At 60.9% G+C, this 25,195-nt stretch carries 26 protein-coding genes; 4 read left to right on the top strand and 22 right to left on the bottom strand.

Going from position 1 to position 25,195, the window contains the following annotated elements:
- Positions 1 to 177: 177 nt before the first annotated feature.
- From Thiowin_RS14485 to Thiowin_RS14450, 7 genes are all read right to left on the bottom strand, one after another.
- A complete protein-coding gene (locus Thiowin_RS14485) occupies positions 178 to 1,401 on the bottom strand; it encodes a PP2C family protein-serine/threonine phosphatase (protein WP_328983714.1) in 1,224 nt (407 codons plus the stop codon).
- Complete coding sequence (locus Thiowin_RS14480; RefSeq protein ID WP_328983713.1) at positions 1,401 to 3,278, bottom strand: FHA domain-containing protein; 1,878 nt, start codon at positions 3,276 to 3,278, stop codon at positions 1,401 to 1,403. The genes Thiowin_RS14485 and Thiowin_RS14480 overlap by 1 nt, the downstream gene beginning before the upstream one ends.
- A 112-nt stretch (positions 3,279 to 3,390) precedes the next feature.
- Entirely contained in the window at positions 3,391 to 3,702 is a 312-nt protein-coding gene (locus Thiowin_RS14475) for an addiction module antidote protein (protein ID WP_328983712.1), read from the bottom strand.
- A gap of 89 nt (positions 3,703 to 3,791) precedes the next feature.
- On the bottom strand, positions 3,792 to 4,121 hold the full coding sequence (locus tag Thiowin_RS14470; RefSeq protein ID WP_328983711.1) for a hypothetical protein: 330 nt from the start codon (positions 4,119 to 4,121) through the stop codon (positions 3,792 to 3,794).
- 17 nt (positions 4,122 to 4,138) lie between these two features.
- Positions 4,139 to 4,774 carry a tetratricopeptide repeat protein gene (locus Thiowin_RS14460; protein ID WP_408034084.1) on the bottom strand — a complete coding sequence of 212 codons (636 nt, stop codon included), beginning with the start codon at positions 4,772 to 4,774 and terminating at the stop codon, positions 4,139 to 4,141.
- A gap of 75 nt (positions 4,775 to 4,849) precedes the next feature.
- The gene (locus Thiowin_RS14455; RefSeq protein WP_328983710.1) at positions 4,850 to 6,634 is read right to left on the bottom strand and encodes a protein kinase domain-containing protein; all 1,785 of its coding nucleotides are present in this window, start codon (positions 6,632 to 6,634) and stop codon (positions 4,850 to 4,852) included.
- 114 nt (positions 6,635 to 6,748) lie between these two features.
- Positions 6,749 to 7,612 (bottom strand): DUF4351 domain-containing protein, encoded by an 864-nt coding sequence (locus tag Thiowin_RS14450; protein ID WP_328983709.1) that lies wholly within the window; start codon positions 7,610 to 7,612, stop codon positions 6,749 to 6,751.
- Positions 7,613 to 8,005: 393 nt separating this feature from the next.
- Between Thiowin_RS14450 and Thiowin_RS14445 the strand changes: the two genes are divergently transcribed.
- A complete protein-coding gene (locus Thiowin_RS14445) occupies positions 8,006 to 8,869 on the top strand; it encodes a Uma2 family endonuclease (protein ID WP_328983708.1) in 864 nt (287 codons plus the stop codon).
- Here Thiowin_RS14445 and Thiowin_RS14440 read toward each other — a convergent pair.
- The gene (locus Thiowin_RS14440) at positions 8,816 to 9,097 is read right to left on the bottom strand and encodes an AAA family ATPase (protein ID WP_328983707.1); all 282 of its coding nucleotides are present in this window, start codon (positions 9,095 to 9,097) and stop codon (positions 8,816 to 8,818) included. The two genes, Thiowin_RS14445 and Thiowin_RS14440, sit on opposite strands and share 54 nt — an antisense overlap.
- A gap of 204 nt (positions 9,098 to 9,301) precedes the next feature.
- On the opposite strand from Thiowin_RS14440, the gene Thiowin_RS14435 reads away from it, so the two are divergent.
- Positions 9,302 to 10,384 (top strand): hypothetical protein, encoded by a 1,083-nt coding sequence (locus tag Thiowin_RS14435; protein ID WP_328983706.1) that lies wholly within the window; start codon positions 9,302 to 9,304, stop codon positions 10,382 to 10,384.
- A gap of 215 nt (positions 10,385 to 10,599) precedes the next feature.
- Here Thiowin_RS14435 and Thiowin_RS14430 read toward each other — a convergent pair whose 3' ends face one another.
- The 10 genes from Thiowin_RS14430 to Thiowin_RS14385 all read right to left on the bottom strand — a co-directional run bounded on the left by Thiowin_RS14430 (position 10,600) and on the right by Thiowin_RS14385 (position 17,319).
- Positions 10,600 to 10,827, bottom strand: coding sequence for a hypothetical protein (locus Thiowin_RS14430; protein WP_328983705.1), 228 nt, complete (start codon positions 10,825 to 10,827; stop codon positions 10,600 to 10,602).
- Positions 10,828 to 10,837: 10 nt separating this feature from the next.
- Positions 10,838 to 11,638, bottom strand: a complete 801-nt coding sequence (locus Thiowin_RS14425) for a MotA/TolQ/ExbB proton channel family protein (RefSeq protein WP_328983704.1) — start codon at positions 11,636 to 11,638, stop codon at positions 10,838 to 10,840.
- The gene (locus Thiowin_RS14420; protein WP_328983703.1) at positions 11,635 to 12,054 is read right to left on the bottom strand and encodes an FHA domain-containing protein; all 420 of its coding nucleotides are present in this window, start codon (positions 12,052 to 12,054) and stop codon (positions 11,635 to 11,637) included. The genes Thiowin_RS14425 and Thiowin_RS14420 overlap by 4 nt, the downstream gene beginning before the upstream one ends.
- Before the next feature lie 12 nt (positions 12,055 to 12,066).
- On the bottom strand, positions 12,067 to 12,645 hold the full coding sequence (locus Thiowin_RS14415; RefSeq protein ID WP_328983702.1) for an FHA domain-containing protein: 579 nt from the start codon (positions 12,643 to 12,645) through the stop codon (positions 12,067 to 12,069).
- Between the two features lie 38 nt (positions 12,646 to 12,683).
- Complete coding sequence (locus Thiowin_RS14410; protein ID WP_328983701.1) at positions 12,684 to 12,971, bottom strand: GNAT family N-acetyltransferase; 288 nt, start codon at positions 12,969 to 12,971, stop codon at positions 12,684 to 12,686.
- A 223-nt stretch (positions 12,972 to 13,194) separates the two neighbouring features.
- Positions 13,195 to 13,473, bottom strand: coding sequence for a type II toxin-antitoxin system TacA family antitoxin (locus tag Thiowin_RS14405; RefSeq protein ID WP_328983700.1), 279 nt, complete (start codon positions 13,471 to 13,473; stop codon positions 13,195 to 13,197).
- A gap of 158 nt (positions 13,474 to 13,631) precedes the next feature.
- Positions 13,632 to 14,558, bottom strand: a complete 927-nt coding sequence (locus Thiowin_RS14400; protein ID WP_328983699.1) for a DUF2887 domain-containing protein — start codon at positions 14,556 to 14,558, stop codon at positions 13,632 to 13,634.
- A 33-nt stretch (positions 14,559 to 14,591) separates the two neighbouring features.
- Positions 14,592 to 15,263 (bottom strand): YfaP family protein, encoded by a 672-nt coding sequence (locus Thiowin_RS14395; RefSeq protein WP_328983698.1) that lies wholly within the window; start codon positions 15,261 to 15,263, stop codon positions 14,592 to 14,594.
- On the bottom strand, positions 15,263 to 16,009 hold the full coding sequence (locus Thiowin_RS14390) for a PP2C family protein-serine/threonine phosphatase (protein WP_328983697.1): 747 nt from the start codon (positions 16,007 to 16,009) through the stop codon (positions 15,263 to 15,265). Before Thiowin_RS14390 ends, Thiowin_RS14395 begins: the two co-directional genes overlap by 1 nt.
- Entirely contained in the window at positions 16,006 to 17,319 is a 1,314-nt protein-coding gene (locus Thiowin_RS14385; RefSeq protein WP_328983696.1) for a trypsin-like peptidase domain-containing protein, read from the bottom strand. Before Thiowin_RS14385 ends, Thiowin_RS14390 begins: the two co-directional genes overlap by 4 nt.
- A 290-nt stretch (positions 17,320 to 17,609) precedes the next feature.
- Here Thiowin_RS14385 and Thiowin_RS14380 point away from each other — a divergent pair, with 290 nt between their 5' ends.
- Entirely contained in the window at positions 17,610 to 17,897 is a 288-nt protein-coding gene (locus Thiowin_RS14380) for a BrnA antitoxin family protein (protein WP_328983695.1), read from the top strand.
- Positions 17,898 to 17,934: 37 nt separating this feature from the next.
- Here Thiowin_RS14380 and Thiowin_RS14375 read toward each other — a convergent pair whose 3' ends face one another.
- Positions 17,935 to 19,602, bottom strand: coding sequence for a protein kinase domain-containing protein (locus tag Thiowin_RS14375; protein WP_328983694.1), 1,668 nt, complete (start codon positions 19,600 to 19,602; stop codon positions 17,935 to 17,937).
- Between the two features lie 741 nt (positions 19,603 to 20,343).
- Positions 20,344 to 22,194, bottom strand: a complete 1,851-nt coding sequence (locus Thiowin_RS14370; RefSeq protein WP_328983693.1) for an oxygen-binding di-iron domain-containing protein — start codon at positions 22,192 to 22,194, stop codon at positions 20,344 to 20,346.
- A 223-nt stretch (positions 22,195 to 22,417) separates the two neighbouring features.
- On the opposite strand from Thiowin_RS14370, the gene Thiowin_RS14365 reads away from it, so the two are divergent.
- On the top strand, positions 22,418 to 23,743 hold the full coding sequence (locus Thiowin_RS14365) for an ABC1 kinase family protein (protein ID WP_328983692.1): 1,326 nt from the start codon (positions 22,418 to 22,420) through the stop codon (positions 23,741 to 23,743).
- Positions 23,744 to 23,784: 41 nt separating this feature from the next.
- Here the strand turns inward: Thiowin_RS14365 and Thiowin_RS14360 are convergent, their stop codons facing one another.
- Together Thiowin_RS14360 and Thiowin_RS14355 are read right to left on the bottom strand one after the other, a co-directional pair.
- Positions 23,785 to 24,348 (bottom strand): cytochrome b, encoded by a 564-nt coding sequence (locus Thiowin_RS14360; RefSeq protein ID WP_328983691.1) that lies wholly within the window; start codon positions 24,346 to 24,348, stop codon positions 23,785 to 23,787.
- Between the two features lie 156 nt (positions 24,349 to 24,504).
- Positions 24,505 to 25,068 (bottom strand): EF-hand domain-containing protein, encoded by a 564-nt coding sequence (locus Thiowin_RS14355; protein ID WP_328983690.1) that lies wholly within the window; start codon positions 25,066 to 25,068, stop codon positions 24,505 to 24,507.
- Between the last annotated feature and the right edge of the window lie 127 nt (positions 25,069 to 25,195).

Here is a 25,195-nt window from a genome sequence, read left to right as displayed (position 1 = left end):
ATCCGCACGCGCGAGCATCAGTGCGTCGACTTGCTGAAGAACGCGCTGGCGACGGTCGGAGAATTGTCGCGCCGCGTCGGCGCCGGGGGGGAGAAGCAACTCCAGACTGGCGGCAAGTTCTTGTTTGGTCATACGCTCGGAATTCCGCGGGGGTCATCTGGGAGACATTCCCGATTATCATACACCTGGACGCAGCCAACCGAATGATGCAAGCGGCAGGGTGGCGGTTTTGCTGCCTTGCTTCAGTCGCACTTGTGGATTGTCCGCTTGCTCTGCAGGATCCTCGGGTTCTCCGGATTCGGCCGGTTCTGGAAGGACTTCAGGCGCCGGAGCCACCGGAGCGCGGAGCACCAGACCGATGGCGATACCGATCAGCACCAACAGGAGCGCAAATCCCAGGGCGATGAGCACTTTGCCCCTGCCGGTTCGCGGTCGGTGGTTAATTTGTCCGGTTCTGGGTTCGTGGCTTGGTTGCTCTGGCGCGCCGGCCATGTCGCGTGCGTCGACTGAGGCGGGCGACTCGCCGGCCAGGATGGCGAGGGTGGCATTGTCCTGATGGGCCTTTTCCGCCGCAGTCGCTTGCAGGCTGGCCATGATCGCCTCGGCGGCTGGTTGTGCGCCTTGGCGGATGAGTTGCTGTATATCTTGGTCGCTCAGGCTGCCATGGACGCCATCGCTGCACAGCAGCAGGCGATCACCGGGCATGAGCGGCATGGGGTCGGCGCCCGCGTCGATGCGCGGAATGTGCTCAAGGCCAAGAAAGCTGATTAGCGCGGCGCGTTCGGGGTCTTCGTCCGCGTCGGCTTGATCGAGGGCGCCGGCGGCCACCCGGGCTTGCAGAATGGCGGCATAGTTATGCTCTTGGTTCAAGCGCGTCAGGCTGTCGGTGGCGGCGCGATAACCATAAAGCCGGCTGTCACCGACTGCCACCCAGGCGAGGCACTGGTCATGGGCCACGGCGGCGACCAGGGTGGTGCCGACCTGGCCTTCGCCGTCCGAGCCCAGTGCCAGTTGATAGACGGCGCTGTTGGCTGCTTGCAGCGCACGCTCCAGCGCGTTGGGGATGGTCTCCTCGGGCGTCTTCTCGGCATAGGCGGCACGAAAGGCGTCCACGGCGGTCTGGGCAGCAGCGCGTCCCTGTTGCAGCCCGCCCATGCCATCAGCCAGCACCGCCAGCACGCCGCCGTGGGCATGAAAGTCGTCATTATCGAAGCCGTGAAACCCAAAGGCGTCCTGTTGTTCGCCGCGGGTGCCGATCCATTGGGCGTTGCCGGGCATCACAATCGCTTTGGTCGCGGGGGCTGCCGCTGGGTTGGCTGCCGGGTTTGCCGCTGGCTTTGCCGCCGGGGTGGTCGAATTCTTGGCTGGCAAGTTGGCTGGGGGGCGGTTTGGCTCGCTCATCACAGCACTCGCAGCTCGGTCTGGCCGAGTCCAATGCGATCGCCCACTTGCAGCGGGTGCGTCCCTTGCACGCCAACCCCATTGAGCCGGGTGCCATTGGTGGAGTTGAGATCGCGCAGCACCAACTGCCCACTGGGCAGCCGCTCAATCTCGGCATGGCGGGCGGAAATTTCCTCATCACCGGTCAGCACCAGCGCGCAGGGCGCCGCTCGGCCAAGCAGAACCGGTTGCGCCAGCGACAGCTCGGCGATTTCGCCGCGTCGTGAGCCGGTGACGAAAGCCAGGTGCAGTGGCGGGCCGGTCGTGCCGGGCGGTGCTTGCGGTGGCGTGGCGGTCGGCGCGGGCGCGGCTGGTGGCGCTTGACCAGCGCTGGCCAAGGCGTCCGGGTCGAGATGCAGCGACGGCTCGCCCGCTGTCGTTGCTCCAACTCCGGTGGGTAAATCCGACTTCTCCAGTCCGTCCTGGCCGGGGGAGAATTCCGTCACCTCGGCATCATCCGCCACCGCGATCGGCGCGGACTTGAGCCGCCGAGCACGGGCACGCAGCGCGATGGTCAACAGGATCAAGAGCACACCCAGCAGGGTGACAACGACGACGAGGAACCAGCGCTGGTCGATCCCAAGTTGCTCAAGCACTCCCGTGGCGTCTGGCTCCGTCGCCTCTTCGGTGGCTGATGCGGACGGGCTTGAATCTGTCTTTCCGTGCTCAGCCGCCGAGTCGGATTCGCGTATGGAATCGCCCGTTGATTCCCTGTTCCCCTCGGCTTCGGATTCGGCTTCGGCGTCGGCTTCCCCATCGACCGGGGTCGCTTCTGTTTCGGCGCCCGATTCAGAATCAGATGCGGGTTCAGACCCGGGTTCAGATCCGGGTTCAGATCCGGGTTCAGATGGGCCGCCCGCTTCCTCGGCGCTCAGTGGCGTCAAGGGCAGCAAACGCAGATCGGCGCCATCGCTCAGGCGCAGACCATGATCGCCCAGCAGGGTGATTTGCAGGCGGACGCTGTTGCCATCCAGCGGGCAGTCTGGGCACCGCAATTGCACGCGCTGCGCGGCGCGGATGTGCGCGCGCATCTCGGAGTATGGCGCGGTCAGATCGACCGCGCGGTTGGCGTCCAGATACAGCCCGCCCGACTCGCGGGCAAAGCGGCCCAGCGCGGCCAATCCTGCATCGCGCAGGCGCGCGTCGCCCACGGTGGCTAGTCCAATGGCATAGATGGGCACAGGATTCTCGGCCAGACGCGCGCGCACTTCCTCCGCCGTCATCCCGCCCGGCGCGTCTTCCAGACCATCGCTCAGGATCACAATGGCCCGCCGTCGTGGCCAGTCCGCGTGCTGCTGCTGACCCAGCGCGATGCCGCGTGCCAGTCCACCATGCAGCGCGGTACGATGATCCGTCGGCGACAGCGCGGCGATGGCGGCATTGAGTACGGCGCGATCCGCCGTGGGCGCGACCAGGGTTTCGACCCGCTCACCAAAGGTAATCAGCGTGGCCAGATCATCCGCCTGCAGGGCATCGACCCAAGCAGTCAGCGCCGCTCGAATCTGCCCGAAGCGCGCCGCCGACAAGGAGCGCGAGCGATCCACCAGAAACAGGTAGAGCACACCCTCGCCGGTCGCCGTGAAAGGCTCGACCCCAACCACCTCCGCCACCCGCGCGCCCATGGTGGCATGGAGTTGCCCGGCATCCAGCGCAGTGACAGCCGCGCCGGTCTCATCGCGCACATCCAGGTAGGCGGTGACCTCCGCACCCTGCTGCCAAGTCTGCGACAGGCGCAATGTACTTGGTTCACTCTCTGCCGTTACGGCAACCGGCGCGAAGCCGAACAGCAGCATGAACGCGGCGAGCATTGGGCGGTGGCGGTTAGGCAATCGAATCATCGGTGCTGGCCTGTCGTGGATGTTTGACATTGAAGCGACTTGGCTGGGATATTGGTCTCATCAGCGAGCGCGTAGGGTGGATAAGCCCGAAGGGCGCATCCACCAGAGACGCTTAGGGTTGGCGCTCCAGCGGCTGGGCGACGAGTTTCACGCCCAGAGCGCGACAGACGCGGCTGATGGTCTCGAAGCGTGGCTGAGACTCGGGGCGCAAAGCTTTGTACAGCGCCTCGCGCGCGATCCCGCTCGCCTTCGCGATTTCCGTCATACCCCGCGCACGGGCCGCGTCACCAAGGGCCGCCGCAAGCAACGCCGGATCATTTTCCTCGATCACGAGCGTCAGATATTCCGCGATCGCTTGATCGTCTTCGAGATGCTCGGCGATGTCGAACTCAGGCAGGTCGGCGATACGGATTTTCTCGGTCATGGCTCAATCTGTTTGATCGTGAACATGGGAGAATTGTAATCGAGCGATTACAGAAAACCAAACGCGAGCACATCAACAAGATTTTAAGGTTACAAAAGGTTACGGGGCGCTGTGTGCTCGCCCTCACTCAAAGCCCGCACCTGATCAAGCGGCAGACTGGTTGCTTGCGCAACCTGCTCGTCGGTCAGCAGACCGAGTTTGATCAGATTGCACGCCGTCTCACGCGCCAATTCCTCGCGGCTTTCCTTGCGCTCCCGTTTGACTAAATTTTCAAGATTCTCCGCCAACATCGCTTTGTCCTCGGTGAGAGAGTTGACTTGTTCGAGATTGATCTGGCTGCCCAGCCGCTGAAGGTGCCGCTTTAGCCACCGGGTGATCAAGTGGTCGAGGCGCTCTTTGTTGGGATCGGCGCGGATCAATAGCGGCGTTTGCCCCTTTACTGAAGCCGACGCAGCGCTTCCTGCGCATTCGAATTACCTTGCGCAGCGGCTTTTTGATACCACTGAATTGCTCTGAACTTGTCTTGTTCAACGCCTTCGCCGTGTTCGTAAGCTAATCCAAGAAGAAATTGGGCTTTGGCTTCATTCTGTTCGGCCGCCTTGCGAAACAAAACGATCGCTAGAGTAAAATCTTGCGGAACACCGCGCCCCATAGCGTACATCCCTCCAAGATTCAGTTGCGCACCCGCATCGCCTTGCTCAGCCGCCTTGCGATACCAGGCGACCGCCTGGCTGTCGTCCCGGGGCACTCCGCTGCCCTCTGCGTAGCTGCTTGCCAAAAAGGCTTGTGCACCCGCATTCCCCTGCTCGGCGGCTTTCCGATACCAGGCGACGGCCTGGCTGTTGTCCTGGGGGACACCTCTGCCAAGAATGTACATCACGCCGAGATTGACTTGCGCATCCGCAAGGCCCTGCTCGGCGGCCTTGCGATACCAGGCGACCGCTTGGCTGTCATTCTGGGGCACACCTTCGCCATTGGCGTAAATCAGGCCGAGATTGACTTGCGCATCCGCATGGCCCTGCTCAGCCGCCTTTCGATACCAGGCGACCGCTTGGTGATCGTCTTGAGGCAAGCCTTGGCCAAGGTCATATCCGACGCCTAAGTGGAACTGCGCCGTCGCATTACCCTGCTCGGCGGCCTTGCGATATCAGGCGACCGCCTGGCTGTGATCCTGGAGTACACCACCACGGCCAACGGCGTACCTCAGACCAAGAGTGAGTTGCGCATCTGCATGGCCCTGCTCAGCCGCCCGGTGAAACCAAGCCACCGCCTGGCTGTCGTCTTGTGGCACACTCTGGCCAGTGCTGTACGCTGCACCGAGAAGGAATTGCGCATCCGCATGGCCCTGCTCCGCAGCCCGGCGATACCAGGCGACCGCCTGGCTGTTGTCCTGGGGCACACCCCGGCCATTGCGGTACATATTGCCGAGATTGAATTGCGCCATCGCGTCGCCCTGATCAGCCGCTTCACGAAACAAGGTTGCAGCTTGGGCGTCATCCTGCTCAACACCATCGCCTGTTGCGTAGCGCATACCAAGCGCGAATGTCGCTGCCGCATCTGTTGGGGTGGGATTCACCGATGTCGTGCGCGCTTGGTCGGATGGCAACGAAGACGGTGGCGGCGAATCAAGTTGGGATAACCCGATAACGCTCAAAAACAATAAGCCCATAATGCCGATGATGATCGGCACGGCTCCAAAGCGCGCGGGTTGCCGCGCCGGTGTTGGTCGCGGTGGCATAGCCCGAGAGCGGATTTTCGATTGACTGCTTGAAGCCACAGTCTGGGGCGCGGAACGAACCGACGAACTGGTGCCACGATCACCATGCGGCGCTGGCGGCGGTGACCCAGGTGCATGAGATTGTTGCGCCAATCCCGAAGTTGGGCGCATTGCGGCGCCAGCAGGCGCAAATTCCGGCTCGACGGATGGAGGCTGAGATTTGGCCGACGGATGCAACACCTGCTGACGCAACATCTGCTGAAAAATTTCAACCGCTTCCGGTCGAAACGTCATCTTCATCGCCAACGCCTGATTCAGTGCATTGCTCAGCCCCTCGCTGACACCAAACTCCACCGCCGGGCGCAGCGCCTCATCGCCCATGCGATCCGTCGCCTCCGGCGGCACAATGCCGGTCAGCATCCGATACAACACCGCCGCCGCGCCATAGATGTCCGTCGCTGCGGTCTGCTGGCTCTTGCGCTGATACTGCTCAAAGGGCGCATAACCGGGGCTGATCACCACCGAGAGCGACCGTGAGCGCTCGCCCATCGCCTGACGGGCGGCGCCGAAGTCGAGCAGAATCGGGCGCACGCCGCCGGTGTCGGTTTGGGCTAAGTAGATGTTCTGCGGCTTGATGTCGCGATGCAGAAAGCCCTTGGCATGGACCGCGCGCAGGCCATCCAGAATCGGCTGCATCAGCGCCAGGGCATCGGCTTCCCGCATCTTGCCGCCGGGTTGGCGCTCCAAATGCTCCGCGAGCGAGCAGCCCTGGTAGTAGTCCATCACCAGATAGGCGGTGCCATTGGCCTCGAAGAACTGGCGCACCCGCACCAGGTTGGGGTGATCAAGCTGCGCCAGGGTGCGGGCTTCGTTGAGGAATTGCTCCAGTCCGTAGCGGAACAGATCGGTTTCCTCCTGACTGTGCGGATGTAAGGCGCGGCTGTCCTGGGCGCGCACCGCCAGCTCACGCGGCAGATATTCCTTGATGGCGACCCGCGCCTGGAGCATCTGATCCCAGGCCAGGTAGGTGATACCGAAGCCACCGGGCTTGCCCAGCACCCGCCCGACGATGAACTGTTGATTGAGCACCGTGTGCAAGGGCAAGGCTTGCACCGGACGCGGCGCGCTCTCATCAAAGCCGCACTGCGGGCAGGGGTTGGCAGTGCCCTTAATCTGAAAACAGCCGAGGCAGCGTTGATCCGGGGTGGTTGTCATCGGCCTGTCCTGTGGAAGTTTTGGCGTGGTCAGCTTACCAGCGAAATGTCCTTGCCTGAAAGCTGGATTGCCGTAGACCAGAAATGGCGCGCGGCTCGCTGTGAGGCCGCCGCATCAGTCATCCCGAAACACTTCGTCGAGCGATTTCGCATCGACGAATTGCTCGCCCCAATGTTCAAGTTGTTCATTGGTTGCCTGGCGCAACCGAGTTTGCAAAACGGTATCGAGCCTGCCAAACCGTTTTACCAACATGCGCTCCAACATCGCGCTCTCCCCTTGTTGAACAAAGCGCCGGGCAAAATTGGTCACCACGGCTGCATCTTGAGCATATTGTGTTGTGTAGATCATTCGTTCTTCCTCGCTCAACTGAGTGTAAATGTCGATGAAGTCAAGATACTTGATCTGGCGCTCAGTATCTGATTCCAATGCCAGCAACCCCTGCACCGCGCGTGCGTAAACATGCACCCGATCTGCCGGCGAATAGCGCATGTTTGGAAGATTGAGTCGGGCGATTAGATTCGGGCTATCGAGGTGATCTTTGGCATTCTGGCTGCCAAAGGCGTAGGCCAGATAATGAAAATCCAGGTAAACCTTGGCATCGCCACTCAGGCGGAAGCAGCGGGATTTGGCTTCCCCATGCAGGAAGATGACGATCGGCACGATGCGCTCGGTATCGAGCAGTTCGCTGATATCGACACAGTAATGAATCAGCCGCCGGACGGAAAAACGACGAGTTTTGGTTTCTTCCTCAAAAAGAAACAGCAGAGCTTCGCGCCGCTGATCTGGCCATTCGACCAGTAGGGGCGTGTCCAATTCCCGAAAGCGCTCGCCGAGACGCTCCTGCAGTTGCTCCTCGCGGACCGGCAGGATACGAACCTCTGGGTCGTGGATACTGGCTGCTTCCAAAGGCGCGAACAGCTCCACGGCCTGGCGCGGGTAGTCGAGGATCAGGTTCTTGAAGTTTTGGTCGTGGGACATACAGATACTTTAATTACATCAACTAATTTGCTATCAGGATTAATAGTCATAATCACTTGTTTGTAAAAGACTATCAATTATTGAACCATATAAATATTTGAGTTGAGGTACTTAGTTCTACTTGACACTCAGCCTATACCGGATCATCGCTGGATTTGGCGAGATCGCATCAAAACCCTGGCGAAATAGAGCGGTCGCGCGCCAAAGCTGAACATTCTCGTAGACGTTAAGTCGCGATCATCCTCTATTGCAAAACAGCTCGTCAAGATTTCGCCGAGCAGAGTCCGTGGTGGCAGCCCGCGATTTGAGTGCTTGCTGAAAACGTCGAGTTTGGTCGCAATCGCCTCTTTGCGCTAGACTCGAACGCAAGCTTCCACTGAGGAGAACGCTCGCATGTCTCCAACCGCCCTGGCTTTGGCCGATCCGCCCGACGAGACCTTGGATGCGTATCCGCCCATAGACCCGCCCGAAGGCGCCCGTGTCAGCGAGGCTGACTACTGGGCGCATTACTACGAGCACGAGAACGGCTACGAGTGGAACAACGGGATTCTGGAGGTCAAGCCGGTGTCCGATGTACTGACCCTTCAGGTCTACCAATGGCTGCTTGCCCTGCTGCGGTTCTACCTCGGCACCCATCACAATGCGCGCTTCACGACACTGGACTTTGGCTTTCGCCTGACGCTGCCTGGCAAGGTCGCCATTCGCAAGCCGGATCTTGGCCTGGTGCGCCATGACAATGCCGTACCCTTGGAGGATTTGGATCGCTCCTATCGCGGCGTCTTTGATTTATGCGTCGAGGCGCTGTCCGATAGCAGACCTGCGGAGATCAAGCGCGATACCGAGCAAAAGCGCCAAGAGTACGAAGCGGCCGGCGTGGGTGAGTATTTCATTCTGCACCATGAGCCGCACTGGCAATTGTTCTATCGCCGCGGCCCCTTCGGTCGCTACGCGCCCATCCCGCGCGATGACGGCATGATTCGCTCTGGCGTGTTACCGGGTTTCCAATTCCGCCTGTCCGATCTGCTGCGCCAGCCGGAGCCCGAGGCACTGATCGAAGACCCAGTCTACGCGCCCTTCGTGTTGCCACGCTGGCAGGCGGATCGGGCCGCCCACGCAGCAGAGCGCATCGCCCGCCAACAGGCCGAGCTACGCGTCGAGTTGGCGGAGCAATCCGCGCGACAGGAACGCGCGGAAAAAGAAGCCCTACTCGCGGAATTGGCGCGCCTGCGTGCCGCGGCCCAAGATGGGCCCCACTAAACAGTCGCGCGAGTCGCAGTGGCTTAGGTGGCCGGACAGATACTCGACGGGATCCTCAAGCTTGTCCCGATCCGGCGGCGATTCGAGATCAAGGTAAAGGCTGGCGCACTCGTCCCCAATCTCTCGCGTCAAGGTGGTCTTGCCGACCTGCCTGGGGCCGAGCAGGGCAACGGTAGGAAACTGGTCGAGATATTCGCGCAGGATTGATCGAAAGCGCCGCTTTATCATCCTTGCAAATCGAACAGCATGATGCGTCTTTTGCAAGGTTACACTTCAGCGCGAAGAGCGCAGGAACGCCAGTTGCAGTCTTGGCGCGCGCCGCTTGAGCACTGTGCGCAAGGGCAAGGTCCCACTGGACTTGTCGCTGTCTCATCAAAGCCACAGTGAGACCATCGTCTATCCTATAATCCAGAATTTTTGGGGAGACCCGATATGTCAACACGCGGCTGGTACGATTACCATGTTATTGATCGGAGCGCGGGAGCTATGTCTCTTGCAATGCGGTTCTATAAATGGGGTGATGCCACACCGGAGAATGCACTCGACGAATATCTCAACTTTAGAAAGAGGCTGCGCCAACAGAACAACCGCCTGCCAATCGAATGGCTCGATGCCTTGCTGCGCGACCAACTCGGCGAGCTTTATGCCGGGCTGCCGCCGCATTTTACAACGGCTGCCTTTCTGTTCCTCCTGCAGCGCGCCGATGAAGAAATTGATCGCGAATATTGGCACCGTTTCGATCCACGGGATAAGCGGCCGGATTTTCCTTTAACCTACGCGCTCAATGAGGCACTAACAGCAGGGCCTTTTGAGATCCCGCCGAATGATAACCCCGCGCTGGAGCGGGTGCGACGGGTTATTGCAACGGCCCGCTATCTGCGCCCATGGCGAGATTACGGTCTTAGACTTGATTTTCTTACTTGGCTGCAATACCTGACGCAACCCAATAGCAGCAGCGATATGGGTTCAATCGCTGGCGAGTATCAGCGGAGCTGGGATATTGCCTACCATTACCGGCTGTTTTTCTGGATTGATACTAGTGATCCCTTAACCATTGACCAGATCGCCATCGAACTCTGCGAGCGCGATGGTGAAGATGTGCTTAGGCCATCGGATGCAATCCAAGACCCCGACGAAAATGCTTGGAAGCGCGATCAAGCAAAGAAACTGAACGAGATCATCCGCGCATCCGATATTCGAATCGCATCCCTTGAAATGCTTCGACACGAATATGCCATAACGCCTGATCGCTTCTGGCAATTCCGCGAGCAGCCAGACCCGGACGAGGTACGCCATCGTGCGCGAACCAAAGAAGTACAAAACAGCTGCAAGATGCTGGTGCATCTGGTCGAAAAACGCTTTGGTTCCGTGATTGCGGCAGAAAGCCGCCCATTGATGGAATCCATCAATGACTTCGATGTGCTTCTTGAACTCACCGGCCCAATCATCGACTGCTCCGACGCGGATGCCTGGCGAAAAGCCTTGCGTGACTTGCTGACCACGCAGTCACATTAATTCGACTTGTCATGACGGCTCACTCTGAAAAATCCAAAAGGCTGGCAGGACTTGCTGGCATGTGGCTGGCTTGTACGCATCTAGGGTGGATAAGCCCAAAGAACGCATCCACCACAGGCTAGCTTCTGGTGGATGCGCTTCGCTTATCCACCCTACGCATGTGGTTTGACGCGCGGCGCGGGAGCCTTGCCGCCGCTGAAAGCACCTGCTCCCAATCAGGTAGTGTTTCGGTGTGCTTCGATATAGCGCACCCAGAACAGATGGCGTTGGGCGTAGGGGTCCGAGGCGTAATGACTGCATACCCGCTTGACCTTGTTCATGACAGCCGGATCGGCCAGCACCGCGCGTCTCAGTTCGGCCCAGTCCTTGAAGTTGCCTCGGGCGATGACATCGTCAATGGCCGCGAGTGTGAATCCCTGATGATTCAAATACCGATGTTCCATTGCAAGCGCTTTAATGTCCGGCATAGAGCCGATTGACCAGATTCACCAGGGTGTAATGACCGGCCTGATTGAGCAGGCGCTCTTCGCGCGTTTGTACCAGATTGAGCAAGAGCACCAAAATGGCGCTTTCAATCAATGCAACCAGCGTGGTATAGAAACTCACGCCCAGGGCTTTGGCAATTTCCCCTAGCGGTTGGGCGCCGGCGTTGGGGTCGATGAGATTGAGCGCCAAAGCAATACCGATCACGGTGCCGATAAAGCCGATGGTGGGAATGACCCACACCAGATAGCGCAGCATGGCGTACTGTAGGTCAAGACGATGGGCGCTGAGTTCCAGGCTGGAATTGAGCACGCTGACCACCTGATCGACCGAGCGGCTGGACTGAAATTGCAGGATACACAGATCAATCAGCCCCGGCAGCAGACCGCGTTCGCCATCGTGACGACCAGCAACCTGAGCGCGAATTGCCGGCAGATCGTGACTTTGCAGCACGACGCGCGGGTCTTCAGGCAGCAGATGGGCGCTCATCAATGCGGCTTCATAGCGCAGCGCCTGCCAGCGCACCGTCAGCTCGCCAAAGCCGGCAAACAGCAGCAGGTGCATCAGATTCTGGATGGTCAGCGGATAGAGGAAAGGGGAGTTTGGCGGTGGCGCGGCGTGGTGATCGAGCAGCAGCACGGCGAGCGCACTGCCGGGTGGAAGCAGCGCCGTCAGCAGCGCGATGAAGAGGATGCCGGCGATGAGCGCCAGCAGACGCACCAGCCAGGCGGCAGGACTCGGAGCGCTGGGCTGTGGAGATTGTTCGCTCATTGACCGCAGGCCGGGCAGGCGCCGTTGACGGGTTTGATGGCTCCGCAATGGCAGCGCTCCAGCGGCTCGCCGGGCGCGGGTTCGTCGCTGGTGGCGGGCTTGCCGGCAGCTTCGGCCCCGGCGACTGGCGCGGCGGATTTGAGCCGCCAGGCGTCTAAAATCTCGCGCACCTGCAAACGCGCTTCGCCGAAATCGACCTGATCCATCGGCGAGATGAGTGTTTGATGGATGCGCTGGCGCTGGCCATTCGCCCCGACCACAAAAGTCCCGTTACGACTGCGACAGTCGGTCAGCAGCAGTTTGCCGTTGCCAAGAAAACTCAGCTCGGCATGGTGGCTACTGACGGTCTGATGATTGAGCGCGATCTCGCAAGCCGTGTCGCGTCCGATGCGGAGCTTGGTGATTGCTGTTGCCACAGTCTGGTGTCTCTACTCGCCTTCCGTCCAGTGAAAGGTTTCATTGCAAAAGGGCACAAAGAGCAGCTTAGTGCTGCCAAGTTCAATGGCATCGTAGGGCTTTAGCACTTCGGCTGATAGCACTTCCTCATCGTTCAAATACACCAGCCCGCGACTGTCCCCCGGTGCGAGGCTGAAGCGGTTTTTTTTCGGGTTGTAGCTGATGACCGAGTGATTTTCCCGGCTAATGCTGGCATCCCCGGCAATGGCTATATCCATGGTTGGCGCGCGCCCGATGAAATTGCGCTCGCTGTGGATACGGAAATCCCGCCCCTTGTCCGGCCCTGCAATGCACACCAACCAGCCGACGACGGGGTCAATCCCGCCGAGTTTCTCGGCCCACACATGGCGCGTCACCCCATCGTCGCGCTGTGGCGGCGAACTGGCGCGCCCAGCAGCGCGGGTGACTGAGGCTTCAACCTCCAGCGAGTGATCGACGGAATGGGACACGCCCACAGTGGCGCCGATATTGAGATCAACACCGCAATAGGGACAGGTCGAGTGCGCGCTGTCATCAAAGAAATGGCCTTTACCGCAGGGCTTCATAGGCATGCTATCAGTACTCCTTATGCAATATCGACTGTCGGTCTTTAAGCGATGTCTTTAAGACCCTTTAAGACATTCGCAGGCAGCAGCAGGCGCTCTGGGCGACCAGGCAAGGGCAAGAAACCAAAGTGCCGAGAGAAGGCCGCCGCTGATGCGTCTTTGGCATCCACCACAATCGCGGCAACGGCCAGTACCTGACTCGCTTTCAGTTCTTTGCGGCAGGCATCGGAGAGCAAGATCGACCCTAACCTCCGGCCCTGGAAGTTCAGAGCGACGGCCAAGCGTCCGAGTAAAGCAACCGGCACCGGATAGCGGGGCAGCTTGCGGGCCATCTCAGGCGGTAACGCCTCTGCACGAATACTGCCCGCACTCAGCGCGAAAAAGCCGACGGGACGCTGTGTCTCATCTGGCGGAGTAGCGACGAAAACGCGGGCAATGCCTCGCCGCACATCTTGGGACGCATAGCGCCGCAGATAAAGAACAAATTTGACGCACCGCAGTGAAAGAGGTCGGTTTTTACTGCACCATCCAGCGCTTGAATGACGAAACTCAAGCCTAGACCACCTGTTCTGCATGGCGCTCAAAGGCACGCACCAGCGCAGCATTGGGTTCGGACGGCGTGTCGAGTGCGGTAAGAAAAGCCAGAAAATCCTCTTGTTGGAGCGTGATCGACTCTTGTTCACCCAGAATGCGCTCCGCAGCAGCCAGGGCTTGATTGAGAACAAAAGCCGAGAGATTGGTATGTGTATAGCCGGCAGCCTTGTCCAGCACCTGCCGGGTGCGCTCATCGCAGCGGATGTGAAGCCTACACTCTTTTGTCCCAAACTGGTTCATCGAAGACTCCAAGACAGAAACACAAGCTGTATTGTTGCGCTAAATGGACGTACATAACAAGACTGGCATTGTTTCTCGTTACCGCGAGATGCCTTCGCGACCACTAATTCGCTAGCGGCTTGTGGTGCTTGTGCTTGATGGATATGCGGTTTGGAGTCTTAGCTGGAGCGCTGATCCTCTTCATCCAGCCATGTGTTCAGGTCGGTGGCGCTGGTGAAGTCGAGTAGGGCTTCGCCAAGGGCTTCGAGTTGCTCCAAGGTGAGTGTTTCGAGACGCTGCTGCTGGGTGACCGTGAGCCTGCCGAGGCGGCGGGTGAGTAGGCGGCGGACGAAACCGCTGGCTTCCTCCTTGCGGCCTTCCTTGCGGCCTTGGTCGTGGCCTTGGTTGCGGCCCTCTTTGACCCAGATTGGTCGATTTCTGGCGACGATGTCCTGGTAGGCGCGGGTTTGTTCCAAGGGGGTGAGTTCGCCGAGCATGGTGAGAATCTCCTCGCTGGTTAGGGTCGGGAAGCGGGCGGTGATCCAGGATTGAAACACGTCCTGGCATTGGCGCCGGGCCGATTCTGAAAGGGGCGCTTGTTGGATGATACGGTAGGCCGATGGGGCTTGTGCGCGCAACTGGGTTTGGTCTTCGATCAGGAAGGGTAGGAAGGTGGCCAGCAGCGGGTGGTTGGGATCGCGTTGCTCAAGGTCGTGCAGGATGTCGATCAGATAGACCCGGCGGATGGGCGGGTCGGGATCGCGCTCGATCAGGGCGGACCAGGGCGGGGTTTGAGGGTCGTGCTCCGGGATGAGGAAGAGCAGCAGTCCGCGCACCTCGCGTTTTGGATGCGCTTTCATCAGCAGGCCCATGTCGATGAGCATGCGGGAGTAAATGCTTGGGTCGCACCAGCCTTGGACTTCAATGGCGTGCATCGGTTCTTGTTCGTTGGCGGGCTGGACGACGCCGTCGAGGCGGCGCTCCAGGGCCTTGAGGTCGATGGCGTCGAATTGATAGGGACCAGCAATGCGCAGGCCGCCGCAGAGAATGCGCAGGAATTCCTCATCGCTGCGCAAGAGCAGGTAGATTTCTTTGTCTGTTCGCATGGATAGCTGTGTGGTGCTGGTTGAGGGTTGAAGCTAGCGCAGCTCCACATTGCCATCCTCATCGACATGGATGGTGGTGATTAGCACTGAATCGCCGGTTTCTCGCAGTCGCACGGTTGGGAAGGGGTTGCTGCCATCGCGGTGGAAGACCCGGCCCTGGACCTCGACGGGCTTGCGGGTGTCCTTGACCTTATAGAGCCGGGCAAAGATGCGGTAACCGCCGGGTGGAGTGTCGCGCACTTCCCAGACTTCGTTGCCTGGGCCGTTGACGGTATCTTCGCTCAGTTCTCCGGGGCGGCCTGGACGGGTTTTGTGCTCGAAATAGAACTCCGCGCCGCTGGGGTCGATGACATGCAGATCGACATCGTCTCTGGTGTTCCAGCGGATGTAGAGCACCAGGAAGGTGCGCGCGAGTCGGCTGGCGAGGCTGTCGGCGCGCTGGCGTTCGCGTTCGGCCTCGGCGCGTGCGCTTTGGGCTTGGGCTTCCGCTGCGTCCCGCGCGGCCTCGGCCTGGGCTTGCGCGTTCTGACTTGACTCCAGCGCCCGCTCAAGCTCCACGATTCGTGCCTGCTCGGCGATGGCGTCGCGCTCGTAGTAGGGTAGCAGGATGATCATGATGATCAAAAAGGCGGCCATCGCGCTCGCGAACACATCGAGCAGCGACAGGTTGAAGATGGAAATCTCGCGGCTGCGGCGTTTGAGCATCAGGGGGCGGGGCCGTCGACGAAGATGGCCAGGGCGCTGTAGTTGTCGTGACCGGGCTCGGCCTGGGCGAGCAGGTGTTGTTCCAGGGTCGCGAGCCAGGCGCCGGGGTCGGTGGCTTGAGCGAGGGACAGCTGCATCCGCGCTTCGTCGATCCCCTCCCAGAAGCCGTCGCTGCACAGCAGGAAGACATCGCCGGGTTGCAGCGCGATCGGGTCTTGGTTCGGCTCGGGATTGAGCGCGGGTTTGGGCGGGCGCTCCTGGCCGAGGCAGCGCAGCAGGCGGTTGCGGTCTTCGTGGCCGCGAATCTGCTCGGGGGTGATTTCCCCGGCCAGGGCCAGCACTTGGGGCACGCTGTGATCGGCGGTTTGCATCCACAGCTTGCCGGCGCGAAAGCCATAGAGCCGACTGTCGCCGACATGCGCCCAGGCGGCGTGCTGGCCGTCGCTCACGAGCAGCACCAGGGTGGTGCGCATGCCGACCAGGCGCGGTGCGTCCTGCTGGCTGTTGACCACGGCTTGATGGGCTGCGGCGATGGCCTCGTTCAGTGCCTGCGGTTCGGGCTGGCGGTCTTTCAGTGCAGCCAAAGCCGCATCGACGGCGAGGCGTGCGGCGACTTCACCGCCACCATGGCCGCCGAGTCCATCGGCCAGTGCCCAGCAGCCCGCGCCTTGGGCGATGGCGTCTTCGTTGACTTGGCGACCGCCGGCGGCGCTGAGTTGGGCGGTGCGAAAGCGGAGTCTTGTCATGTCAAAATCACCTCGAAAGCGACCTCGGCGGAAGCGAGATCGACGCGCCCGCCGGGGGCCAGGGTGGTCGAACCGCCGAGTGGTAGCGGCTCGCCGTTGACGAAGGTGCCGTGGGAGGACCAGCAGTCCTCAATCTGGAACTGGCCCTGCTTGCGATCATAGCCGATCAGTGCGTGGCGTTTGCTGACGCGCCCGAAGTCGGCGGGAATCACCAGTTGCACCATGGCCGGATCGCGCCCGATGGCGATGGGGCGGGCGCCGAGCGGCACACTGACGCCGGAGTAAGGCCCGGCGATGCCGTGCAACTGCGGCTGGCCGCTTGGGCTGGGTGTTGGTTTGGCGGGCGCTGTTGGCCGGGGTGCGTTGGCCGGACTTGCGCTCTGGTTGCCGAGGGCCTTGCTGGCAGCGGCTTGGGTGCGACGGGCGAACGAGAGCGCCAGCATCAGGGTCAGGAGCGATAGGGCGATGGTCAGCCAGACGGCGGCTGGCAGACCGGTTGTGTTCGCATCGGGCCGGCTGGATTCGACCCGGTAGGGGATGCCGAGGCGGTCGAGCGTGGGGAACAATTCGTCGCTGACCACCGCCCAGCCGATGCCCTCGCCGAGCGGCACGCGCACTAGGAGGTCTCCGGCCTCGGGGTCACTGCTGGCGACTTCGGTCAGCGCCTTCAGGGTGTTGATGCCGATGACGCGACCGGCGGCATCAAACAGTGGGCCGCCGGAGTTGCCGGGGTTGATGGCAGCGTCGGTTTGAATCAGCCGGGGCAGATCGGCGCCCGGCGCGCTTGCGTCGATGCGGCTGACCACGCCGGTGGTGGCACTCGGATCGGCGAAGTCGCCGGCGTCCTCGCGATCGGCCACGCCGGGGAAGCCATAGGCGATCACCAGATCGAGTTTGCGCACGCTCTCGGCGGTGGCGAAGGTGACCGCCGGGCGGCGCAACGGGCGCTCCAGTGCCAGGATGGCGAGATCGCGCTTCGCATCGGCGCTGGCCACCCGCACCGACACCACCGGATCGCCGTCCGCGTTGCGCTCGGCGGCGGAGAGCAGCACCGCAGCCTCGCCACCCTCGGCGGTGCATTCAACCACATGCCAGTTGGTCACCACATGCCGCCCGCTGCCGATCACAAAGCCCGAGCCGGCGCCCAGCTCATTGCCGTCTTCGCTCAGGCAGAGCACGCGCAGGGTGGCGGCATCCATGCGCGCGCGGGTGGCTTCGTCGCGGGCGTGGATGGGTGGGGTGGCGAGCAGTGTGGTTAGGGCAGCCAGGCAGATGAGCGTGCGCTGAGTTGGGCTTGCTGGGCGGATCATGGGTTAAATCGCATCTTCGAACAGCTCATTCGCAGTCATGGCATGGAACAGGTAGGGCGGATAAGCGCAACGCATCAGCCAGGATGCTTATCCTCTACCCTCGTGTCGAGGCTCCGCCTCGGCACGTCTTTTTAGCGGCTCTGCCGCTGGTAGTTGTGATAGTAATCTGGCCAGAGCGTGATGCCTCCATGGAATTGATCAGGGTCATACCGTTATTGCATCTGCGGCGGAGCCGCAATACTAGGCACCGAGGCAGAGCCTCGGCACCAGGCTAACCGAGATTAACCGCTATGCCAGCGCTTAAGCCAGAAACCATTTTTCCAACCGAGGAAGAGGACGCGACCATCACGACCGCTGCTCTTTCAGACCCCGATGCGCGCCCGCTGACTGAACAAGAATGGGCGACCTTCAAACCTCGACTGCGCGTGGGCGGCTCGTCGGTGCAGGTGCGCAAAATCTCGACCACTATCCGCTTAGATAACGACGTGCTGGCTGCAATGGAGGCCACCGGCCCCGGCTGGCAGACGCGCGTTAATGATGCCCTGCGTGCGCTCTTCATTCAGTCGCCAAGTTCGTAGGGTGATGGGATCGCGCGCGCAAATACAAAGAACAAAATCACTGTCCGCTGCGCACTAACCTGACCTGGCAGTAGTTGCCCTCAAAGTTGTAGCCGTCAGTCCCTCTGTAGAAGCTCAGGTACCACGCGTAGTCCGAGTTGCTGGCATTCGGCGAGACTGACCAAAACCAATCGGGTGACGTATTCGGAAAAGCCATTGAGTGGATTGTTGGTTGAGTGTAATTCCCGCTGCAATCCTTTGCTGGCCAATAGGCGGGTTGACCACTCGAACAGTAGATAAGCGTCCTCAATTCCTCGATGGTCGGCGCCCGCCAATCGCCGTAACCGGCAAACTCCGGCCAGGTTTTCTGTTGTCCATTCGTCATGATGGCATCCCAAGTCATTAACTCCGCCGATCCCGCGCAGGTCGATCCAGTCCATTCCTGCCCGAGGCTACAGCGCATCCACTGCAAGCCGGTGGTGAGATCAGTCAAAGTACCGTCACCATGATCGCTGTAGCGTTCTTCCATCTGGGGAGGACGCGGAGGCGTTTCCATGATCACAAGACCGACCGAGAGTCCAACGATGATGACTCCTAATCCAATCCAGGACAGGCAACCGTGAGGTGAAGCTGTCGTGGGCGTCGTCTGCGATGGTTTCCTCAGATTCTCATCGCCCGTGAGCTGTTGTTGGTGTTCCGGCTCGTTGCGACGCGGCAGCGCGGCTCCCCTTGGAAGCCCGGGTTCGGGGCGCGCCATCGGCGGCATAAGCACCTCCTGAAACCCTGCAACCGTCCCCGGCCGCGCCTCCACGCTCATCGCCAGCGCCTGTTCCAGCGCCGCGCTTACCGGCGCACTCACTCCAAAATCCGCCGCCGGGCGCAAGTCATCCCCCGCCATGCGCTCGGTCGCCTCCGGCGGAACCACGCCGGTCAGCATTCGATACAGTACCGCCGCCGCGCCATAGATGTCGGTCGCCGGGCCTTGCTGGCCTTTGCGGTGGTATTGCTCGAAGGGCGCATAGCCGGGGCTGATGACCACGGACAGCGAGCGGGAGCGCTCGCCCATCGCTTGGCGGGCGGCGCCGAAGTCGAGCAGGATGGGGCGCACGCCGCCGGAGTCGGTCTGAGCCAGGTAGATGTTCTGTGGCTTGATGTCGCGGTGCAGAAAGCCCTTGGCATGGACGGCGCGCAGGCCGTCGAGAATCGGCTGCATCAGGGCCAGGGCATCGGGCTCGCGCATGCGACTGTCGGGCTGGCGTTCCAAGTGCTCGGCGAGCGAGCAGCCTCGGTAGTAGTCCATTACCAGATAGGCGGTGCCATTGGCCTCGAAGAACTGACGCACCCGCACCAGGTTGGGATGGTCGAGCTTGGCCAGGGTGCGCGCCTCGGCCATGAATTGCTCCAGCCCGTAGCGGAACAGATCAATCTCGTCCTGGCTGTGCGGGTGTAGGGTGCGGCTGTCTTGGGCGCGCACGGCGAGTTCGCGCGGCAGGTATTCCTTGATGGCGACGCGGGCTTCGAGCAGTTGATCCCAGGCGAGATAGGTGATGCCGAAGCCGCCGGGTTTGCCGAGCACGCGACCGACGAGGAATTGCTGATTGAGCAGCGTGCGCACTGGCAAGGCTTGCACCGGGCGCGGGGCGTTTTTGTCGAAGCCGCAGTGCGGGCAAGGGTTGGCTTTGCCGATCAGGGCAAAGCAGCCGGGACAAAGGGTGGTGGGATCCATTTTGCTTGGCACTCTCCTAAACCAGTGGGCCGGTCTAGTGTACCGCTAGATGGTCACCTGTCGCGAGTTGACTGCTGGGTAGCGCGCGCCAAACCACCCATCGCCGGGGGATCGTGGAAAAACTGGAGAGATAATCTGGTATTTGTTGAAGTCTGCTGTTAAGCGCCTATCTTGCTCCTCGAAGGCGGAGTAATCCTTCCCCGGCCATTCACTCAAAAGCAACATTCACATGAGGGTAAGACCATGAGCGATGAAGCGCTGCGTAAAGCAAACAGTCGTGGGTTTTGGATGGTAGCAGCGGTCTGCTTGCTGCCCTTGTTGCCCTATGCGATGCATGCGGGTTCTTAATCCGGCTGTGGAGTAAAGCCCGGCCTATGAAAGACGTCTTGAACCATTCACATGAGGGTAAGACCATGAGTGATGAAGCACTGCGTAAAGCAAACAGTCGTGGGTTTTGGATGGTTGCAGCGGTCTGCTTGCTGCCCTTGTTGCCCTATGCGATGCATGCGGGTTCATAGCCGGCTGAGGGGTCACGTCTGACCCATGAAAGACGACTTTGAAAAAATCCTGATCGGAACGTCATGATGTGAAACCCAAGAGCCCGGCCCCGCGCCGGGCTCTTGCTTTTGGCTGCTCTTGCCGAGATCGAGTCGATCATGGGTCGATCATCGGTCGATCAAGGCGGCCGCGGCATGGCAGCCTAAAAAGTACCAAGGTTGAGGAAGCCTTGGCCGTATTTCATCAAGCGGGCTCGACCCGATTGCGCCCATTCTCCTTGGCGCGGTAGAGCGCGCCATCGGCGCGTTTGATGAGTTGATCCAGACTCTCTCCTGGAACTCGCGTGGCGACGCCGAAACTGGCGGTCACTTTCAGCTGGTTTCCGTTTGCGACGTCGATGGGAGCGGCCATCAGGCAGGTGCGCAGGCGCTCGGCGGCGGCCATGGCTGGCTGCTGGCCCTGGCCGACGACGAAAACAATGAATTCCTCGCCACCATAGCGCACGGCAATGTCAGTTGCGCGGCTGGAGGTGGTCAGCAGGGCCGCGACGCTTTGCAGGACGCGATCTCCAACACCATGGCCATGGGTGTCGTTGATGCGCTTGAAGTGATCGACATCCAGCATGATGGCGGCGAATTCCGCCTTGGGGTCGCGATCATGCAGGGCGCAATGGCGGCTCATGACGTCCTGCATGTAAAAACGGGTAAACAGGCCGGTCAGGGCATCGCGAATGGAACGCTGATAGGCTTTTTCCCGTTCTTGATCAATTTCCCGGTAAATGACCTCGCGCTCCAGGGCGACCTGCAGTGGGTCGGCGAGTTGTTTGACGATCTGCTCGATGCCTTTGGTCACTGGAATGCGATCGCGCAAGCTGATGATAGCGAAGCCGTCGATGCGCTGTTGCGAGGGGCCAATGAGCGGAATGGCAATGCGCGAGCCTTTCGTGGGACCGCTGTACTCCTCGCAAAAGGCGCCCGCGCACAGGTGATGATCGGCAAAGCTGGAATCATCCTGATGCGCGCGCACCCATTGCTCGCGATCCTGGCCGATGAAGCGGCAGAATTCCGGAGAGTCACATTCAATGGAGCCGGAAAAGCGATTTTCTGGATTGAGCACCAGAATTTTGCCATCGGGCAGGGCGGTGTAGTAATCAATGCGCTCCGCTGGCAAGCTGCGCTGTACCAGCTCCAGCAGGCGGGTGGCGATGTCGCGGAAGTCCCGATACAGCAGCATGGTCTCGGCAATGTCGCGCAGGGTGGCATTGAGACGCGAGAGCCGGCGAATATCGCTGTCATCCTGGCCGAGCAGGTAAATGCCGCAATCGAGCTGCTTGAGCTGTTCGATCAAAAAGGGCACCAGGGAGCGCGGAATAATGGACCCATGCTGCGCGGCAATGATTTCCACCGGATAGCGCTCAATCTGCGCCATGGCATAGCCGAGGATGTCATTGCTTGGCATATAGTGCTCATGAAAGGGCTTCAGCGCCTCGATATGGGATTCCCCGCGCGCGACCAGGGTGGGTTGTTCGGTAAAGCCGCCGAACAGATCGCTGGAAAACAGCACCCCGGTCTTGGGGTCAAAGGTACAGATGGCGCCGGGAAAATGCGCATAGGGGGTGAAAATAAATTTCAGCTCCCGATCAACCAAGGGTAGCTTCCAGTCGTTTTGGTCGACCAGCCAAAAGGGCATTTTCAAGCCGTAATGGCGCAGCAGGGCATGGGCGCGCCAGTGGGTGACCACCACGGCGTCCTCGCGATCATTCATGGCGTCGATCAGTGGTAAGGCGGCGGTGATGTCCGGGTCCTGATGGTGACAGACGAAGTAGCGAATTTGGGTGAAGGGAATCACCTGCTCGATTTTGCGCAGGGTGCCGGGAAAGGTCAGGCGTGAGCCAGGGTCGAACAGCACCGATTGATCTCCCTGTTCAAGCAGATACACATGGCATTGGAAGGGATCATCCGCCAGCACATGTCCCACCCACCACACCCGTTCGGCGATTTCAAGCGCCTTGTTGGTATCGGCCCCGATCAGGTGCTTGAGTTCTGGATCAGGACCTGAAGCATGATTTGGGTTCGGAAAGGAAGATGTGCCCACGAGATTTCTCCGCCGCGTGCGCGGCCGCTGCTGTTGTGATGCCACCATGGTCAGACTCCATCATGGTCAGACGTCATGGTGCTCTGACTATAGCACCGCACGTCTGGACGCGGGGCCATGTCCGAGCGGTATACTGGGGAATGTCATGGCGGTGGTTGACTCGAAAAGGGCAGACTGGCGCACTATCTAGCAACACATTGAATGGATGACAGGGAGCCCAACAATGAGCCAGTTTTCCGACAACGGCGGTCGCGCCGTCCCCAGCCAGCGCTTGAGTCGCCTGTGGCATATCGGCCGCGCCACCACTGACCTGGCCGTTGGCGTGGGTGCGCGCGGCCTGTGGGACATGGCGCGCACGCGCGGCGCCAGCGGCCAGCGCATCCGCCTCAGTCCCGCCGCCACCCAGCGATTTACCGACCGTTTGGCGCGGATGCGCGGGGCGGTGATGAAAATGGGCCAGATGATGTCCATGGATGGCGCCGATGTGTTCACACCCGAGGCGGCCGCCATCATGGCCAGTCTGCGCGAGCGCGCCGAGCCCATGCCGCTCAGTCAGCTCGCACAGGTGCTCGAGCGCGAGTGGGGCAGCGACTGGAACAAAGGCTTTCGCCGGTTTGATTTCACCCCCATCGCGGCGGCCTCTATTGGCCAGGTGCATCGCGCCGAGACCCGCGACGGGCGTCAGTTGGCGCTGAAGATCCAATTCCCCGGCGTGCGCGAGAGCATCGACAGCGACATCGACAACCTGGGGTTTCTCGCCCGCACCCTGGGCATGGTGCCCAAGGGCGCGGATCCGCGACCCTTGTTGGAGGAAGCGCGCCGCCAGTTGCACCAAGAGGCCGACTATCAGGCCGAGGCCGAGGCACTGGAGGCCTATCGCACGCTGATCGGCGATGATCCGGCCTTTCTGGTGCCTGCGGTGCATCGGGATCTCAGCACCAACCGGGTGCTGGCGATGGATTACATCGAGGGGGTGTCGATTGACCGGCTCTCGGAGAACCAATTCAGTCGCCAGGAGCGTGACCGCGTCTCCAGCGCGCTGACCGATCTGACGCTGCGCGAGCTGTTTGAGTTTCAGTTGGCCCAGACCGATCCCAACTTCGGCAACTACTTCTATCAGCCCGAGTCCGGGCGCGTGGTGCTGCTGGATTTCGGCGCCACCGCGCGCATCGCGCCATCATTGGTGACCGGCTTCCGCCGCCTGGCCGCCGCTGGCATGGCCGATGAGGTGCCCGCCATGCACCAGGCCATTGTTGATCTCGGTTATCTCAGCGCCGATGCGCCGCGGCAGAATGTCGATGCCCTGACCGAACTCATGCGCCTGTCCGGGGAGATGCTGCGCACCGAGGGGCTCTATGACTTTGGCAGCTCCGATCTGTTCGAGCGCATTTATCAGCGTGGGCGCGAACTGTATTTGGACGGCGCCTTCAGCGAACTGCCCGATCCCTCGAGTCTGTTCCTGCATCGCAAATTTGTCGGCACCTTCATGCTGTGCCGACGTCTGCGCGCGCGCATTGATTTTCGCGCCATGATGGCGCGCTATCTCTGACACATTGGCCGTCAGCGGCTTGGGCGGCTTGGGATGGCCGCTCAAGCCCCGGGAGGGCTCCAGGGCAACATGCGCTCGAGCGCGTGATCCTTGCGAACATACTGATGCCACAGGGCCGCAGCGATATGCAGGCCCACCAGGCTGAGCAAATAAATCGCCATCGCTGGGCCATGCAGAATGCTCATGACATCACTCAGCCAGGGCTGCTCACCGACCAGGGATGGGAATGGCAGTCCGAAAAAGCGCGCCGGAATGTCCTTGGAGGCAATACGCAGATAGCCAAAAACGGGAATGATCAGGGTGGAGAGATTCAGCAGCATGTGCGCCGACTTGGCCGCCAGCACCGACCACTGGGGCGCGTCCACCAACTCGGGCGGCGGTGCGATCTTGGCCCAGAAAATACGCGCGAAGGTCAGCACAAAAACCAGAATCCCGAAGGACATGTGCAGTCCGAGCCAGAACATGCGCGCATCCGAACCCTCGGCCGATCCAGTGCGCAGGGCGTTGGTGAGCAACAGCCCCACCAGCAGCAGCGCCACTAGCCAGTGAAAGCTCTGTGCGATGAGGCCGTATTTTTGAATGCCCGAAGTCGGTGCGGTACTCATGGTGATCAATCCTCAACAAAACGCTCGGTAAATAGACTGGAATAGACTGCCGGGAGTTTAGGCCAGAACCCCCGCGCAAGTCATCGCTGAATCGCAAGCGCCCACATGGGGCGCTCGGTGACCGGCTGTCGCAATGGTCGCCGATCAGATAGGGGCTTATTGCTGCGCTGGGGGCGCCATCATTTCCCCGTGCTGTTTCTTCATCTCTTCCATGCGTTGTTGCATTGCCTTCTGCATCTCATCGAAGAAAACGGTGGCTTCATCGGCGGTGGCCACGCCATCGCTGTTGCTGTCCATGCGGGCGAAGGAGTCTAGCGCGGGCTTGATGAATTCATCCTCGCTCACCTGTCCGTCTTGATTGCTATCGAGATTCTGAATAAAGGTATCGCCCGGATCCGGCATGCCGCGTTTTTTCATCTCTTCCATCATCTCCGGCGGAACCTGTTTGGCAAAGGCTTCGCGTGCTTCTTCCTTGGTGATGACGCCGTCGCCATTGGCGTCGGTCTCCTTGAAGCGCGCCTGTTGAGGGGCCTTGACCTCGTCAAGCGAGACCTGAGCATCGCCGTTCTTGTCGAGTTCCTTCATGAAGGCCTCGGTTGGGGTCTTGGGCGCATCGGCGGGCGGCTCCTGGGCCAGGGCGCCGGTGGCAAGCAGCAGGGTTGCGAGCGAGGGAATCAGCAGACGGGTGGTCAAATCGCGGGTTGGTTTGCAGGTGCGCATGAGCAGGTAACTCCATCGGTGGAAAAAATGGAAACGGCGGTATTGCCGGGAACCTGGGGCCAAGAAGCCGCAGGGTGACGCATTGGCCATCGCCGCCACAGGGTAATGCGCGGGACGCGCGCTCGCA

The sequence above is a fragment of the Thiorhodovibrio winogradskyi genome (assembly GCF_036208045.1).
Classification (GTDB): Bacteria; Pseudomonadota; Gammaproteobacteria; order Chromatiales; family Chromatiaceae; genus Thiorhodovibrio; species Thiorhodovibrio winogradskyi.
The sequence above is the reverse complement of the archived record's forward strand: the minus strand, read 5'-3'. Positions and strand labels throughout refer to the sequence as shown.